The 17,030-nt window shown below is 47.3% G+C and carries 15 protein-coding genes; 12 read left to right on the forward strand and 3 right to left on the reverse strand.

Annotated features, from left to right (window positions below):
- Positions 1-24 precede the first annotated feature (24 nt).
- On the reverse strand, positions 25-1,065 hold the full coding sequence (locus AB3G37_RS04425; protein WP_009637076.1) for an NADP(H)-dependent aldo-keto reductase: 1,041 nt from the start codon (positions 1,063-1,065) through the stop codon (positions 25-27).
- 534 nt (positions 1,066-1,599) lie between these two features.
- On the opposite strand from AB3G37_RS04425, the gene AB3G37_RS04430 reads away from it, so the two are divergent.
- Genes AB3G37_RS04430 through AB3G37_RS04440 form a run of 3 tightly spaced genes read left to right on the forward strand, consistent with a single transcriptional unit; the run spans position 1,600 to position 4,719 of the window.
- Positions 1,600-2,325, forward strand: a complete 726-nt coding sequence (locus AB3G37_RS04430) for a hypothetical protein (RefSeq protein WP_369789834.1) — start codon at positions 1,600-1,602, stop codon at positions 2,323-2,325.
- A 28-nt stretch (positions 2,326-2,353) separates the two neighbouring features.
- Entirely contained in the window at positions 2,354-3,535 is a 1,182-nt protein-coding gene (locus AB3G37_RS04435) for a cysteine desulfurase family protein (protein ID WP_369789835.1), read from the forward strand.
- 20 nt (positions 3,536-3,555) lie between these two features.
- A complete protein-coding gene (locus tag AB3G37_RS04440) occupies positions 3,556-4,719 on the forward strand; it encodes an MFS transporter (protein WP_369789836.1) in 1,164 nt (387 codons plus the stop codon).
- Between the two features lie 87 nt (positions 4,720-4,806).
- Here the strand turns inward: AB3G37_RS04440 and AB3G37_RS04445 are convergent, their stop codons facing one another.
- Entirely contained in the window at positions 4,807-5,025 is a 219-nt protein-coding gene (locus AB3G37_RS04445; RefSeq protein ID WP_009637072.1) for a YgdI/YgdR family lipoprotein, read from the reverse strand.
- Between the two features lie 111 nt (positions 5,026-5,136).
- Entirely contained in the window at positions 5,137-5,823 is a 687-nt protein-coding gene (gene mutH / locus AB3G37_RS04450; RefSeq protein ID WP_009637071.1) for a DNA mismatch repair endonuclease MutH, read from the reverse strand.
- Positions 5,824-6,519: 696 nt separating this feature from the next.
- Here mutH and rppH point away from each other — a divergent pair.
- From rppH to recC, 9 genes are all read left to right on the forward strand, one after another.
- Positions 6,520-7,047, forward strand: coding sequence for an RNA pyrophosphohydrolase (rppH, locus tag AB3G37_RS04455; RefSeq protein ID WP_009637070.1), 528 nt, complete (start codon positions 6,520-6,522; stop codon positions 7,045-7,047).
- Positions 7,048-7,058: 11 nt separating this feature from the next.
- Positions 7,059-9,305 (forward strand): phosphoenolpyruvate--protein phosphotransferase, encoded by a 2,247-nt coding sequence (ptsP, locus tag AB3G37_RS04460; RefSeq protein WP_369789837.1) that lies wholly within the window; start codon positions 7,059-7,061, stop codon positions 9,303-9,305.
- Between the two features lie 317 nt (positions 9,306-9,622).
- Positions 9,623-10,492 (forward strand): prolipoprotein diacylglyceryl transferase, encoded by an 870-nt coding sequence (gene lgt, locus AB3G37_RS04465; RefSeq protein WP_009637068.1) that lies wholly within the window; start codon positions 9,623-9,625, stop codon positions 10,490-10,492.
- A gap of 6 nt (positions 10,493-10,498) precedes the next feature.
- The gene (gene thyA, locus AB3G37_RS04470) at positions 10,499-11,293 is read left to right on the forward strand and encodes a thymidylate synthase (protein ID WP_009637067.1); all 795 of its coding nucleotides are present in this window, start codon (positions 10,499-10,501) and stop codon (positions 11,291-11,293) included.
- Positions 11,294-11,568: 275 nt separating this feature from the next.
- Entirely contained in the window at positions 11,569-12,027 is a 459-nt protein-coding gene (locus AB3G37_RS04475; protein ID WP_369789838.1) for a prepilin-type cleavage/methylation domain-containing protein, read from the forward strand.
- A complete protein-coding gene (locus tag AB3G37_RS04480) occupies positions 12,021-12,590 on the forward strand; it encodes a prepilin peptidase-dependent protein (RefSeq protein WP_009637065.1) in 570 nt (189 codons plus the stop codon). The genes AB3G37_RS04475 and AB3G37_RS04480 overlap by 7 nt, the downstream gene beginning before the upstream one ends.
- The gene (locus AB3G37_RS04485) at positions 12,587-13,087 is read left to right on the forward strand and encodes a DUF2509 family protein (protein WP_369789839.1); all 501 of its coding nucleotides are present in this window, start codon (positions 12,587-12,589) and stop codon (positions 13,085-13,087) included. The genes AB3G37_RS04480 and AB3G37_RS04485 overlap by 4 nt, the downstream gene beginning before the upstream one ends.
- A gap of 17 nt (positions 13,088-13,104) precedes the next feature.
- Positions 13,105-13,461, forward strand: a complete 357-nt coding sequence (locus AB3G37_RS04490; RefSeq protein ID WP_369789840.1) for a prepilin-type N-terminal cleavage/methylation domain-containing protein — start codon at positions 13,105-13,107, stop codon at positions 13,459-13,461.
- A 157-nt stretch (positions 13,462-13,618) separates the two neighbouring features.
- Positions 13,619-16,993 (forward strand): exodeoxyribonuclease V subunit gamma, encoded by a 3,375-nt coding sequence (gene recC / locus AB3G37_RS04495; protein ID WP_369789841.1) that lies wholly within the window; start codon positions 13,619-13,621, stop codon positions 16,991-16,993.
- Positions 16,994-17,030: the final 37 nt, after the last annotated feature.

A 17,030-nucleotide genomic window follows, 5' to 3' on the forward strand; every position in this document is an offset into this window, starting at 1 on the left:
GCCCTTTTGCAATTCTGTAATCGCTTATGGCGCAGGAATGGTAAAGCGCTTGTGGATGGCTTCCAGTGAATTAATCACTTCTTCGTCCAGCGTCAAGTCCTGGCTGTCGATGTTAATCTTCAGCTGTTCCAGCGTGGTTGCACCCAGCAGAGTGCTGGCAACAAATGGCTGTTGGCGAACAAATGCCAGCGCCATTTGCGAAGGATCCAGATTCAGCTTTTTCGCCAATCCGACGTATTCGGCAATCGCTGCTTCCGACTGGGCTGAAGAATAACGGGTAAAGCGGCTAAACAGCGTATTACGCGCGCCTGCCGGTTTTGCGCCATTCAGATATTTGCCGCTCAGCGTACCAAATGCCAGGCTTGAGTAAGCCAACAGTTCGACCCCTTCGTGCTGGCTAATTTCCGCCAAACCAATCTCAAAGCTGCGGTTCAGCAAGCTGTAAGGGTTTTGGATGGAGACAATGCGTGGTAAATCATGTTTTTCTGCCAGCTGCAGATAACGCATCACACCCCAGGGCGTCTCGTTTGACACACCGATATAGCGGATTTTACCGGCACGCACCTGCTCGTTCAGTGCCTCGAGAGTTTCCAGCAGGGTTACCGCCGAGTTGTCTTCGCTGTAGGTGTAGCCAAGCTTGCCGAAGAAATTGGTCGGGCGCTGGGGCCAGTGTAACTGGTACAGGTCAAGGTAGTCGGTATTAAGACGTTTCAGGCTGGCATCCAGCGCCGCACGAATGTTTTTGCGATCCAGCACCTGCCCTGGGCGAATCGACGCATCATTGCCTCGTGAAGGTCCTGCTACTTTACTGGCAAGGATAATTTTTTCACGATTGCCGCGCGCCTTAATCCAACTGCCGATGTAGCTTTCAGTCAAACCCTGAGTTTCCGGACGCGGAGGGACAGGATACATTTCTGCAGTATCAATCAGGTTGATCCCTGCCGCAACGGCGTAATCGAGTTGCTGGTGAGCTTCTGCTTCACTGTTTTGTTCACCATAGGTCATGGTGCCTAATCCCAGTACGCTCACTTCTAAAGAACTGTGGGGTATACGGTGATATTGCATTGCCTGTCTTCCTTAGTGTCTGAGAATGTCTGGCTGGCGCTTGAATGTGTGGTCGTTGAACCGTGCTGCATGAGCAGGCATCGCCCTCTTATAGCCAAACAAGCGCGTATCTAAGCAGCCACGCATTATTGACTATATACAAGGGATGCCGGAGGGGGAAGAGCAAAGGAGTAAAGCGCCAGTTTTGCTACCTTGAGGTATGTGTGGGCAGGAGTAAATACTTTTCGTTTTTAAGCGAATTTTATCAGAGTTTATTCATTAGTAAGTTATATTTTATTTAAAATAAATTGATTTATTAAATACATATTAATATTTGTTTTAATTATTAAAATCATGAGAGTTTGTTTTGCAGTAGTAATTTGAAGTGGATCTCTATTTTGTAAAATAGTGGTGAAATATCAAGTTCGCGCTGTTTTTTTGCTTAATAAATTACTATTCTCATCGCTCTGGCTAACCAGTGCGATAGTTGTTTTTACTAAAAGTTATTATAAAGCTTAAGCCATTTATCCTCAAGGAAGAGGGAGGTGCTCATTCATGTCCAAGCCTGTCAAAAAGATTAGTATTCTTGCTGGCAATTCAAGAGTCAGTATAAATGATAATAATAACATTGATATTGAATGCCAAGTGGCAGCTTTTGAGGCTGCCCTCAAATTTGCTCATAAGATTAGAGAAGATCAGGGGTATCTTCCAAAAATATCAGTAGCTTTCGATCATATAGGTATTTTTCGCCTTCAGTTTTTGACTGAAGGACTGACTAATTCTCAAAAACGGCATCCTCGAATAAATAATTTACATCCAACCATAAGAAAGGTATACGAACCTGTTTCAGAAAAGTACCAAATACCGCTGGATAAAATAATCGCCATTCATGAGGATTCTGCCAGGCAGCATTTAATGCATATAATTTCTACTAAAGATATTTCGCAAGATATTTATCAAAGGCTTGTAACTAAAGTCTATAGTAATGAAATGGTGAAAGATGAATCAATTGTGGCTCAGGCACAAAGCCTGAAATTGACTTGCGGAGCTATAACAAAAGAATATTTTGATAGAGCTGCAGGAGGAAAGAAGGATGCTCATGCATTTTTAGACGTGTTCTTTGAAGAAAGCCCCTGGTCAAAAAGCTTGATATTTGCACGCGGCATACAGTTAAGTCATTTGCTAGGTCTCAATACTGCAATTAGGTTAAATCTTGTCAGCGAAGCCGGTGAGATTAGTCGAGGAGAGATCATCTTTCCTCCAAAATTCATCAGTTCTTAAAATAAGAAATTTTATAAAGGAAAAAAAATTGAGCAGCTGCAAGGGACCTATATATTTAGACAATATTGCAACTACCAGGATAGATCCGCAAGTGCTTGATGCCATAATTCCTTATTTAACAATTAATTATGGAAATCCTTCAAGTGAAAGCCATTCCTTGGGATGGGATGCTTCCAGTGCTGTCGAACAGGCACGGGCCGAGATTTCTAAAGCGATAAATGCTCATCATTCACATCAAATTGTGTTCACCTCAGGGGCTACTGAATCAGTAAATCTGGCAATTTGTGGTATGCAAAAAAAAGCTTCTGGCCGTCATATTATTACCTCGACAATTGAACATAAATCGGTGCTGGAAAGTTGTGCGAGACTTGAAAGCCAAGGTATTGAAGTCACTTACTTAGCTCCGCAAAGGGATGGGGTAGTATCACCTTCGGCAGTCTACGATGCAGTAAGAGATGATACCTACCTTGTGTCGATAATGGCTGCTAACAATGAAATAGGTTCCATTCAAAAAATTGAAGAAATAGGGAAAATTTGTCTCGATAAAAATGTCGTATTTCACACGGATGCCACGCAAGCGGTAGGTAAAATATACTTTGACGTTCAGGCAATGAATATTGATATGGCTTCGTTTTGCGCGCACAAGATTTACAGCCCCAAGGGTTCTGGAGCGCTGTATATAAATAATTCATTAAAAAAAATAATATTGGAACCTTTGATCTTAGGCGGAGGGCAAGAAAATGGCTTGCGTTCTGGGACTTTGAATGTTCCTGGAATTGTCGGTTTTGGGCATGCAGTAAGAATCGCAATGGAAACTCTTCAACAAGAGTCGATTAGACTAAAAGGATTAAAAAGTATTTTTCTTGAAAATATTAATGTTGATCACGATGGGTTTTGCATCAATGGTCATCACCAGGAATGCCTGCCTGGTCTATTAAATATTTCTTTTTTGGGTATTGATGCCGACTCTTTATTATTAGAGATCCCTGAAATAGCTTTATCAGCGGGATCAGCATGTAATTCGGCTGGGAGACAACCTTCCCATGTTCTTAAGGCGATTGGCCTAAGCGATGCCAACTCACGGTCAAGTGTGCGTTTGGGGTTCGGAAGGTTTAATAACGAAAAAGAAGTAAAATACGTTTGCCTGAGAATTAATGAGGTTCTAAAAAAACTTCGCAATATGGTGCCCACGCCCTTCATCACTAAATAATTATTTAAATGGAGTTTAAAATGCGAACGACCTCAGCGCTGTTTTTATTATTTGGAACCTTATTTATGGCCGCGGGTTATGGCGCTACCTTTCTGATATCAAGCTACTTTAGTATGCAGGGAGGGAGTGACATAGACACCGGCATAGCGATGAGTTTTGCATTGATAGGCACATTGATCGGGGTACCTTTAGTCGGGTGGTTTGCCGGATTGGTTGAAGCCGCGTGGCTTGCTGCAATAGCCGCTTTGACCTTAGCGGCAGGGTTTCTGATGCTTGGCTCGTCGAGTGATAATTGCGGACACATAATCAATTTTGCCGCGTTGCTTATTGGCCTGGGATGGGGAATGTTTTATATCAGCGGGCCAATGGCATTATCAGAACGTATCAATGATTTAAATCGAGGCAGTTGGTTTACTCGTTTTAGTGCCTTCCAAATGGCAGGCATTTGTGGCGGCCCGATATTACTTACCGCAATCGTTGAACAGTCAGAAGTGAGTCTGCATTCTGCATTTAATTATGTTGGGCTTGCCGGTGTGCTGGCATCTTTTTTATTGATCGTGTTTGGTGTTAAAGAAAGGCGGAGTATCCATGAGTCAGCTACCAGATCATGGGTCAAAAAATTGCCCCAAATTGGCTTAAGTAGCGCAATCAGGCCCATCATTATGGTGGGCTTAGGCGGTTGCGTATTTTCTGCGATAATGACTTTTCAAAGTTCACTGGTTGATGGTACAGATTCACGGGCAAGCACTTTCTTTGCCGTCCACGCCGTAACAGTGGTTATTTCCAGACTCTTATTTGCTCGCTATCTTTCTGTATTACCGCGTTTAAAAATGGTTAGTTCATTAATGCTGTGTTTAATACTCGGCGTTCTGTGCATGCTGGGGCTCAATATTCATCCTTCATTCCAGATAATGTCTGCCGTGTTGACCGGTTTGGGATACGGACTGGTTTATCCAGTCATCCAAACCTGGGCTATCAATGAATCTGATTTAGAAAATAGGCATGCAGCACTGACCTGGTTTGTTGTTTCTTATTTTGTTGGAATCTTCGGTTTTCCGGTATTTGGAGGCTGGGTATTGGTAGAAGCTGGAAAAGTGTGTTTTATAAGCCTTGTGGCGGTGATAGCCAGCCTTGAACTTGCTGTCGCTACCGTGCCCGCCATTCGCAGAACACATCCATTGTAAACACAAGTGCCGGCATAACTTCACGCCGGTGCTTAAATTTAACGGATGTTAAAGCTGCTGAATTCAATGGGTAAGACACTCGCCAAATCAGCGTTCCATAATTTCGGTAACTTGATCGTTATTGATTTGGCGATGATTGCCTTGTTGGTCTTCATAGCTCAGTAAGCCGGTACTTTTATCAAGCTCTGGCTTGCCGTTGGTTAAAATCATATCGCCATCTTTAGTTGCCATCACATAGTCGCTCGAGCAACCTGCGAGGATAAATGCCAAAGCTATCGTACTGACGATCTTCACTGCATTTTTCATTATGTATCCCCTGGAATGGGTCATCACAGACCACTCATTTAAGATTAGCAAAAAAAGAGCATAATGCAGCGCCGAGCTTAGCTGTGGCGTGTTATTTGGTAATAAAAAGGTTTATAACCAAAAATGACGAGCCAGCAATTCGCGAGTAAAACGCTTCTTTAAATAAAAGCCACGCGGCAAGGTCATGATTGGCTGGCCCATTTCCCCGATAGCCTCGGTTCTGGCCTTATTATTGGCTGCTTTAGGGCGTAGTTGCAGGAACTCGCCGTGACGAGCTGTAATACTCTCAACTTTTCCCAAAACGATAAGATCCATTAATTCTTCCCAATCCTGCCGTAGCTGCTCGTCCTCTTCTACTGATGGACTCCAAAGCAGCGGGCTGCCGATTCTGCGCACCGCCAACGGGATTTGTCGCTCGCCTTCCACAGGTATCCACAGTACTCGTGCCAGCTTGTGTCTGACGTGACTGCTTTCCCAGGTCACACCGCTATTGCCAGTTAACGGCGCCACGCAGACAAAGGTTGTCTCTAAAGGGTTGCCTGAGGCATCTATCGGAATAGTTTTGAGTTCAATGCCTATCTCCGGAAAATCTTGCTCTGGCTTGCTGCCTGCACTAGCGCCTAGATAAACTTCAAGCAACATGCCGACCCAACCTTTTTCCCTTTTCAGGTCAGGAGGGATCGCCATATTAGCCCGCTCAGCAAGCTCCCCTAAGCTATAACCTGCCAAAGACTGAGCACGGTGAAACAGGGCATGTTCATCTTGAGGTGGCTTAAGAGCGGGCAGAGGGATCGACATAAAAAAGTCTCATTTTCATTGGTCAAAAAACAAACAATCGTTCGCGTCGACAGAAAATTAAATCTCGACGCTGTGATTAACCCGAATAATAGCATGATTTGTCGCAGGTTTTTTTATCCTTCATTCCCAATGATTAAGCTAATTTTTAGAGTTGACCACCCGTTGAAGGGCATAATGAACAGGATCTTCCACCTAGTTATCCACAGATTTGTGGGATAACCCACAATATTTGATAGCACTGTTTCCATTTACAGGCTTGACTAGGGGGTTTTTATGAGGTTTTGTCCCATATATAACCTGTATTGGGGATTTATCTGTGGATAAAATCAACATTGTGCGATCTTTCGCCACTTTAGGATCTCTGCTGGTTTCGCCTGAGGATAACACCTGTATTAAAGCGGTGGATATCTTATTATTTATATGTTTTATATGAATTTTATTTTATATTTTTGCGAGGTGCCACGCAGGTTGGAATTAGTTTTACCCCTCTTACTCTTATGTTCTTCACACACCTATCCACAGAAAAAGTGAATAAAATTGGCGTAAAACGCGAGAGGCTGTTTATAACTTCGATAATTTGACAAAGTTATCCCTGATTTCCCCATTTGAACTGAGTGATAACCAGTGGTTTACCGCCTAGTAGTAGTATGAAACAATCAGTGTATCTATGCATTTTAAGCTTATCGAGGTAGTCCGGTGATCGATGATGATGGCTACCGCCCGAATGTTGGTATCGTAATCTGTGACAAACAGGGGCAAGTGTTATGGGCCCGTCGATATGGACAGCACTCATGGCAGTTTCCGCAGGGGGGCATCAACCCCGGAGAAACGGCCGAGCAAGCCATGTATCGTGAACTGTTTGAAGAAGTGGGATTGAGTAGAAAAGACGTTCGAATTCTGGCTTCGACTCGCAACTGGTTACGCTATAAATTGCCAAAACGTTTGGTGCGTTGGGACACAAAGCCGGTCTGTATCGGCCAAAAGCAAAAATGGTTCCTTCTACAACTCATGTGTAATGATGCAGACATCAATATGCAGCGCAGCAGCACGCCCGAGTTTGATGGGTGGCGTTGGGTGAGTTTCTGGTATCCGGTTCGTCAGGTAGTGTCATTCAAACGTGACGTGTATCGCCGGGTGATGAAGGAATTTTCCACCACTGTGATGCCAATGCAGGAAGTGCCGGTTAGCCGAACACCTCCTGCTTATCGTCGTAAAAGAGGCTAAGTCACGAAGAAATGCTCACGCGGTTGCGAGAAATAGTTGAAAAGGTAGCGATGGCGTCCAGCCTGAATGATGCGCTGGATGTGCTGGTTAATGAAACCTGCATGGCGATGGATACAGAAGTGTGTTCGATCTATCTCGCTGATAACGATCGTCGTTGTTACTACCTAATGGCTACGCGAGGTTTGAAAAAGCCTCGCGGGCGAACTATCGCGCTCGCATTTGACGAGGGCATTGTCGGGTTGGTAGGCCGTCTTGCAGAGCCTATCAATCTGGCAGATGCTCAGAGCCATCCAAGCTTCAAATATATTCCGCAGGTTAAAGAAGATCTGTTCCGCTCGTTTCTGGGCGTGCCGATTATTCACCGCCGTCAGTTGCTGGGCGTTTTGGTTATTCAACAGCGCGAGCACCGTCAGTTTGACGAAAGCGAAGAGTCTTTCATGGTCACGCTGGCAACCCAGATGGCGGCGATTCTTTCGCAGGCTCAACTCAACGTCTTATACGGGCGTTTTCGTCAAACACGAGTCAAAGCACTACCTGCGTCACCCGGTGTAGCTATCGGCATCGGCTGGCAGGATAGCAATCAGCCTTCGCTCGATCACGTTTATATGGCTTCGACGCTCGACCCCATCCGCGAGCGGGAACGCCTGACGCGCGCTTTGGAAGAGGCGGGTGCCGAATTTCGTCGTTTTAGCAAACGCTTTACCGCCAGCGCACAGAAAGAAAGTGCAGCCATTTTCGATCTCTATTCTCACCTGCTTAACGATGCCAGACTCAAGCGCGAGCTTTTTGATGAAATTGATCAGGGCGCGGTGGCTGAATGGGCTGTTAAAAAGGTTGTAGAGAAATTCGCAGCACAGTTTGCCAGCCTGCAAGATACCTATCTGCGTGAACGAGGCAGCGATTTGCGTGCTTTGGGGCAACGCCTTGTTTTCCATCTTGACGATAGCATTCAGGGTGATACCCAGTGGCCAGAGAATTTTATTCTGGTCGCAGATGAATTAACGGCCACGCTACTCGCAGAAGTTCCTCAGGAACGCCTTAAAGGTGTGGTGGTGCGTGACGGTGCAGCCAACTCTCATGCGGCAATTCTGGTACGCGCCATGGGCGTCCCGACAGTTATGGGGGCTGATATTCAGCCTTCGCTCCTCAACCAAAGGCAGCTGATTGTTGATGGTTATCGCGGCGAGCTGCTGATCGATCCTGAGCCGGTGTTGGTCAATGAGTACCGCCGCTTAATCAGTGAAGAAATGGAACTGAGTGAGCGCGCCGAGAGCGATGTCGAACAACCGGCCAAAATGCAAAGCGGCGAGCGAGTTCAAGTGATGCTGAATGCTGGCCTAAGCGCTGACCATGAGAAATTATTTGGCGGCCGTGTCGATGGTATTGGCCTGTATCGCACGGAAATTCCTTTTATGCTGCAAAGCGGGTTTCCTTCTGAAGAGGAGCAGGTCGCGCAGTATCAGGGGATGCTTCAACTATTCCCGGCCAAACCAGTAACTTTGCGTACGCTGGACATTGGATCCGACAAGCAGCTCCCTTACATGCCGATTAGTGAGGAGAATCCTTGCCTCGGATGGCGCGGGATCCGCATTACCCTCGACCAGCCGGAAATTTTCCTCATTCAGGTCAGAGCCATGCTGCGTGCTAATGCGGCGACGGGAAATCTGGGTATTTTGTTACCGATGATCACCAGTCTCGAAGAGATCGATGAAGCTCGCAGGCTGATTGATCGCGCCGGACGTGAGGTCGAGGAGGCGCTGGGTTACGCGCAGCCAAAACCGCGTATTGGCGTGATGATTGAAGTTCCTTCGATGATTTTCATGCTGCCATCTCTTGCCGGGCGTGTGGATTTCATCTCTGTCGGTACTAATGACCTGACGCAATATTTGCTGGCCGTAGACCGCAACAATACCCGCGTCGCCGGGCTTTATGACAGCCTTCACCCAGCTATGCTGAGGGTACTGAACCAGATAGCACGCGACGGGGCGACCGCCGGTGTTGATGTTAGCCTGTGTGGCGAAATGGCTGGCGATCCTATGGGGGCACTACTGTTGGTGGGCATGGGTTATCGCAATCTGAGCATGAACGGCCGCAGCGTTGCCAGAGTCAAATATCTCCTGCGACAGATTGATCTTGCCGATGCCCAGGAACTGGTAGCTCGCACATTACAGGCGCAGTTTACCAGCGAGGTGCGACACATGACTTCAGCATTTATGGAGCGCCGTGGCCTCGGCGGACTTATTCGCGGCGGTAAATAACGCACTAACTAGCACTTTCTGCTAGCTAAAAAGTCTTTTCACGTTAATGCATTGCATTGTGAGGAGACTTTTTTTTACAGATCTTTTCCCGCTCCGTTGGAACAGACAACTGTTCTCTTATGCTATGCTTTGCACCCTCTGGCCTTGAGTCGTTCATATTGTTACCTGTCGTGATTGAAGCTGTAGTTATGTTGGCATGCTAATTCGCCGCCGAGCTGCACCCATGGCAACTCCCTCTCGGGAAGCTAATTACTGCTGGTATGATAATGATCGAGTTAAACTTTTGGCCCACAACAACTTATAATTTGTGGTGATGGATGAGTAACAGCTATCTGGCGTTTCCCAAGTTTGATCCGGTCATTTTTTCGTTAGGGCCGATTTCACTTCACTGGTACGGCTTGATGTATCTGGTTGGTTTTGTTTTTGCCATGTGGCTGGCCGTCCGTCGTGCTAACAAACCCGGCAGCGGATGGAAAAAGGAAGAAGTCGAAAACCTGCTTTATGCGGGCTTCCTGGGTGTCTTTGTCGGTGGCCGAGTAGGCTATGTGCTGTTCTACAACCTGCCGTTGTTTATTGATAATCCACTATATCTGTTCAAAGTCTGGGATGGCGGCATGTCATTCCACGGCGGTTTGATTGGCGTAATTCTGGTGATGCTGTGGTTTGCACGCCGCACCAAACGCACTTTCTTCCAGGTTTCTGATTTTATTGCGCCTTTAATTCCATTTGGTCTGGGTGCTGGTCGTTTAGGTAACTTTATTAATGGCGAACTTTGGGGCCGAGTTACCACCGATGTGCCTTGGGCGATGCTGTTCCCAGGTTCTCACGATGAGGACGTGGCTATCGCGGCTGCAGATCCTAAATGGCAACCGCTGTTAAACCAATATGGCGTTCTGCCACGTCACCCTTCGCAAATTTATGAACTGTTGCTTGAAGGTGTGGTGCTGTTTATCATTCTTAACTTGTTTATCCGTAAACCGCGCCCGATGGGCAGCGTTTCTGGCCTGTTCCTGATCTTCTACGGTGCCTTCCGTATTATTGTGGAACACTTCCGCCAGCCAGACGCCCAGCTCGGTTTATTCGACGGTATCATCAGTATGGGGCAAATTCTCTCCATCCCAATGATCGTCTTTGGTATCATTATGTTCGTCTGGGCCTACCGTCGCCCGCAGAAACAATTGTCTTGAGGTAATATGAAACAGTATCTGGAATTAATGCAGCGAGTGCTTGATGAAGGCACGCCAAAAGCCGATCGTACAGGAACAGGTACTTTGTCGATTTTCGGTCATCAGATGCGTTTCAATCTGCAAGAAGGTTTTCCGCTGGTCACTACCAAGCGATGTCACCTGCGTTCAATCATTCATGAACTCCTATGGTTCCTGAAGGGTGAAACCAACATTGCTTATCTGCGTGACAACAATGTCACTATCTGGGACGAGTGGGCCGATGAAAATGGCTCCCTTGGCCCGGTTTACGGCAAGCAATGGCGTGCCTGGGGCGCACCTGACGGCAAGCAGATAGACCAGCTTGCCAATGTGGTTAACCAACTGAAGCATGATCCCAATTCCAGACGTATTATTGTTTCTGCCTGGAATGTAGGCGAGCTCGATCAAATGGCTTTGGCGCCTTGCCATGCGTTCTTCCAGTTTTACGTTGCAGATGGAAAACTGTCTTGCCAGCTCTATCAGCGTTCATGCGACGTGTTCCTCGGCTTGCCGTTTAATATCGCCAGCTACGCGCTGTTAGTGCACATGATGGCGCAGCAATGCGACCTTGAAGTCGGTGATTTTGTCTGGACCGGTGGTGATACCCACCTTTACAGCAATCACATGGAACAGACGCATTTGCAACTGAGCCGTGAACCGCGTGCATTACCGAAATTAATCATCAAACGCAAGCCTGCCTCGCTGTTCGATTATAATTTTGAAGACTTTGAAATCGAAGGTTATGACCCGCATCCGGCTATTAAAGCGCCTGTTGCAATCTAAACTTTCTTTAACGCCCGGCTATCCTGCCGGGCAGTTTCTCTTCCTGGCCCCATATTCCTCTCCCTCTTTTTTACTCCTGTTATGTGATTTTCCAATTACTTTGTGATGCCAATGTCAGAGTTTGGAATAGAGATTCCTGTTTGATTGTCACCTCTTGCAATCTCTAACGTTTTTTTGCGAGATGTCCTGGAAACCCCATTTTCCCTGCTTTTCATCACCTTTTCTCCCCGTAAACTTGCCACATGAAAAATCACACATCGGCAAAAGAGCGCGGAATGACCCTGATAGAAATCATGCTGGTGCTTGGCCTTATAGCGATGCTAAGCATTGGGTCGTTGCAAGGCTGGCGAGAACATCAGCAACGAGCCCGGCTTGAGCAACAGGCACAGATGCTGCGGATTTATCTGAGCGGATTACAGGCTCAGTCCTACCAATACAATCTAAGTCATTTGCTATGGACGATCGTCGGCAAGTCTGGTTGCGTAGGTAGCGGCATTAAACCTGCGGATTGTGCCTCGGCTGGCGACAGCCTCTTTAAGCCAACGGCACCTGATATAACAGTGGGTGTTTATTCTGAAAAAACTATGGGGTTTTACGGCTTGCGAAATATGGCTCAGGCCGGTCATATCACATTAACAAATGCCGCAGGTACGATAAGAGTCATACTCTCGGCCCGTGGCAGGATCCGTTTGTGCAGTGAAGGAAAATCGATCGCAGGGATGGCCGTATGTTGAATGCTAAAGGCTTTACTCTACCTGAGACGATGCTTGCGATGGGGATTGGCAGCATGTTGATTTTGGGGGCGATGCAGTTTTTGCCGATGCTCAGGCAGCGAACACAGCAACTGAGTCAACATTACCAGCTAGATCAGCTGTTGCGGCAAACGGCACGCACACTGCAAAAGGATTTTAGAAGAGCAGGATTTTGCGCGGGAACCTGCAGTGGCAAGCCGTTGGTCATCGGCCAGGCGAGTGGTGAAGTAAAAAACTCATGCATTATTGTAGCCTACGATCTCAATCGTAATGGACGATGGGAACCTATTGGGAATGCAGAGTCAGAGTATTTTGGTTACCGATTACGTGACGGCATGATCGAAAGTCAGCGCGGGGTGGCTAACTGCAATGGCTCTGGTTGGGAGCGCATGCTTGACCCCGGCGAGGTGAAATTCAGTCAGTTTGAGTTGTCGCTTATCCGCGCAGCCAGCGGTAGCGCATTGCTAACCATGGAAATAAAAGCAAACTGGAAGAAAACGCCAAAAGTGAGTAGTTGGCTGAATACAGTGGTGAAAATCCAATGAGTCAGCAGATTAATGGGTCTAATTTTCGTCAGCGCGGCAGTGCGCTAATCGTGACTATCATGATGATGATGACATTGGGGCTGTTGGGCCTGAATACAGTCAATCAACATCTGAATGCGGCATTGGCATTGACCCGTAGTGAGAAAACTTACTTTCAATCCTGGGAGCTTGCAGTTTCTTCGCTCAATTGGGGCTTGGCACAAAGCGGGAGTTATCAGCATGCCGAGCAATGGCAGTGCGTCGAGTCTTCGCAACTTAAGCAACCATCAAGGGCGGGAACTCAGGCTTCATCAACTTTGGTTTCAGGTACCACATTGCGCAGCTGCGTTAGGCCCTCGGCAACGGAAGGGCAATATGTATTAAGAGGGGAAGGGCGGTATCTGGCCGGGTTTTTACCGGTCTACCTTTATCAATTGGCGACCTTGAAAACGGCAGAAGCAGGAGCAAGTCGCTTTGAATCCATACAAAATGGCTGGCTTGATTTTTTGCCCATTTAAAGACGAAACCCAGTGCTATGAATAGATTAAGTGTCGAAAAGAATCAGACGGGATTAAGTCTGCCAGAAACGCTGATCGCTATGTTGCTGCTTTCAATCTCGGTTCTGGGATTACTGCATTATTATCAGTCATTAAGTCAGGGGTTTACTCGTCAGTGGCAGGTTAGGCAGGCATGGAGCGAGGCCCACGAACAGCTTGAGAGTTTTGCCATTACAGGCAAAGGCAAGGTCATTGAGAAAATTGGCTGGCGGGTGGATATAAGTCCGGTTCAGATGTCACCGGCATGTCAACAGGTGACTGCGACAGTCACGACGCCAATGCGCTATACCAGTCAGTTGAGTCGTTTGATTTGCAAACCAATTGACGACTTTTAGGGCAAAAAATCGATTTACTAAACAATAATGCCTCAGACTGCCCAGCTTCCTTTGCAATAACGTGGTCGGTCGGTAAAGTATGAAATATCCCGGTAACTTTTCTCTGAGTTGCAGCGGATCCACTTAACTGTTGCTTAAGGGCCTCAAGGAAACAGCTATGTTTACGGTGTACCATTCCAATCAGCTAGACCTGCTAAAAATGCTGACGACCAGCCTTATCGAGGGGCGTCCCTTGGATAATCCTTTTGAGCAAGAGGTCATACTGGTTCAAAGTCCCGGAATGGCTCAATGGCTACAGATGGAACTAGCTCAGTCATTTGGGATTGCCGCCAACATTGCTTTTCCTCTGCCTGCGACATTCATCTGGGACATGTTTACCAAAGTTCTGCCTGGTATTCCCAAAGAAAGTGCCTTTAGTAAAGATGCGATGACCTGGAAGCTGATGTGGCTGCTGCCGGGCAAGCTTGAACAACCAGAATTTGCACCGTTGCAGCATTATCTGACTGACGATCGCGATAAGAGAAAGATCCACCAACTTGCGGCACGAGTTGCTGACCTCTTCGACCAATATCTGGTTTATCGCCCCGAATGGCTTAAAACCTGGCAGCAGGGCAGTCTGGTAGATGAAGAGTTAGATGCCTCTCAACAATGGCAGGCTCCGCTGTGGCGAGCGCTTTGCGAATACACTCAAGAGCTGGAGCAACCTGAATGGCACAGGGCAAATCTCTATGAGCGATTTATTCAAGCACTGAATAAAGCTGCTGTCTGCCCCGATGGATTGCCGAAGAGAGTTTTCATCTGCGGTATCTCTGCTCTGCCACCGGTTTATCTGCAAGCGCTGCAAGCTTTGGGGAAACACATTGATATTCATCTGATGTTTACCAACCCTTGCCAATATTATTGGGGCGATATTCAGAATTACGCTTTTTTGGCACGGCTGCAAAGTCGCAAGCGGCGACATTATCTTGAGAAAAGTGAATCAGGGCTGTTCAGAGACCCTGCGCTGGCAGAGCAATTATTTAATGAAGACGGTGAGCAAAACCTTAGCAATCCACTGCTGGCATCCTGGGGCAAATTGGGGCGGGATCACATGTACCTGCTGTCGCAAGTTGATGGCATTCAGGAAGTACATGCCTTTGTAGATGTCGGAAATGAAACGCTGTTACACGCCATTCAACAAGATATGCTCGATCTTGAGGACCAAGCGGTTATTGGCATGACTGCGGAAACACTCAACAGTAGCGAAACAAAGCGCATTTTGCAGGCATCCGACAATTCCGTGAGCGTGCATCTCTGTCATAGTCCTCAGAGAGAGGTTGAAGTTTTACACGACAACCTTCTGGCGATGATGGAGCATGACCCAGACCTTACGCCGCGTGATATCATTGTAATGGTGGCAGATATCGATGCGTACGCGCCTTACATTCAGGCGGTATTTGGTAATGCCCCTAAAGAGCGCTATTTACCTTTTGCTATCTCTGACCGTAAAGCAAGCCAATCTCATCCGGCACTGCAAGCGTTTATCTCTTTGCTGGACTTGCCTTTGAGCCGTTTTACCTCCGAGCAGGTTTTAGCGTTGCTTGAAGTACCCGCATTAGCCACGCGTTTCTCGATTGATGAAGACGGCCTGCGGCTGTTACGCCAATGGGTAGGCGAGTCTGGTATTCGCTGGGGATTGGATGATGATAACGTTCGTGAATTGGCGCTACCTGCTACTGGCCAACATACCTGGCATTTTGGACTAACCCGCATGCTGCTGGGTTATGCCATGGATAGCCGCGCCGGGGATTGGCAAGGGGTACTGCCCTATGATGAGTCTACGGGGTTGGCTGCGGAGCTTGCCGGGCACCTGGCCGAGTTGCTGATGCAACTTAGCCAGTGGCGCATTCGCCTCTCGCAGGCGCGAAGCCTGACAGACTGGCTGCCTGTTTGTCATGAGCTATTGATGACCTTCTTTTCTCCTGAAGGCGAAACCGAAGTTGCATTGGCGCTAATTGAACAACAGTGGCAAAAAGTGCTGAATCAGGGGGTAGCTGCGCGTTATCCTGACGATGTGCCGATTTCGATTTTGCGTGATGAACTAGCATCTCGACTGGATCAAGAACGTATCAGTCAGCGTTTTTTGGCCGGTCCAATCAATTTTTGTACCCTGATGCCCATGCGCTCTATCCCATTCAAGGTGGTGTGCCTGTTGGGTATGAATGACGGGGTTTATCCAAGAACTTTGCCGCCCCTGGGGTTTGACCTGATGGCAAAGCAGGTTAAGCGGGGCGACAGAAGCCGCCGTGATGATGATAGATACCTGTTTCTGGAAGCGATCCTTTCGGCTCAGAATCAGCTTTATATCAGCTATATCAGCCGTTCAATCCAAGACAACAGCGTGCGCTATCCCTCGGTGTTAGTCAGTGAATTACTCGAGTATGTCGGGCAGAGTTATTGCCTGCAGGATGACCAAAAACTCAATGCCGATGAGAGTGAGAGAAGAGTACGTGAGCATCTTGAACAGTTGCATTCAAGAACGCCATTTGATGCCGGTAACTTTGACATTGATGCTCAGGCACCAAGCTTCGCCAGTGAGTGGTTACCCGCAGCGGGAGGGTTAGGAACCCCGGCCAGTGACTTCAATCAACCACTAAGCGAATTAACCTTAACTGAGATTTCACTGGATGGCCTGTTGCGTTTTTACCGGCATCCGGTGAAAGCTTTTTTCCAGATGCGTCTTAATGTCAGCTTTCTGATTGAAGAGACCGAGCTGTCTGATGAAGAGCCTTTTATTGTTGATAACCTCAATCGCTATCAGTTGAATACGCAGCTTCTGAATTCTCTGATCGAAGAGCAGGATCCCGCTATTTTGTTCAGTCATACCAAAGCTTCTGGTGGATTGCCTTATGGTTCTTTTGGTGAGATTTTTTGGAACAAACAGTGTGAGGACATGGCAGAACTTGCAGCAATTGTGCGTGAAGAACGTGCCGATAGCAGCAGTATCGAGTTGGGGCTTACTTTGCAGGACTGCAAGATAACCGGTTGGATGCACCAGGTACAAGACGATGGCCTTTTACGTTGGCGTCCTGCCGCACTGCTTGCTCGTGATGGCCTTTTGTTGTGGATTGAGCACGTTATCTATTGTGCCAGTGGCGGTATGGGCGAAAGCCGTATTTTTGGCCGGACTGGTACTGCTTTTCGCTATGGCAATCTGAAACCTGAGGTTGCCAAACAGCATCTTCAACAGTTAATCGATGGCTACAAACAAGGTCTTTGCTCACCGTTGAAATTATTAACTAAAAGCGGCTGGGCGTGGCTAAGTGTATGCTTTGACAAGACCAATGGGACCATAAATAGTGATCCTGAGATACAAAATAAAGGAATCAATAAGCTAGTGCAGGCTTGGCAAGGGGATAGCCGAGTACCGGGCGAAGGGGAGGACCCTTACGTTCAACGTGTGATGCGTCAGCTTGATTCAGAAAATATTCAGACAATAATCGCTGAGGCTCAACGCTTTCTTTTGCCAGTGGTACAACATAATCTGGCATAAAGACCTGCAAAGTTTGAAAAGGGCAGAGAAACCAAAA

It is taken from the genome of Rouxiella sp. WC2420, from assembly GCF_041200025.1.
GTDB lineage: Bacteria > Pseudomonadota > Gammaproteobacteria > Enterobacterales > Enterobacteriaceae > Rouxiella.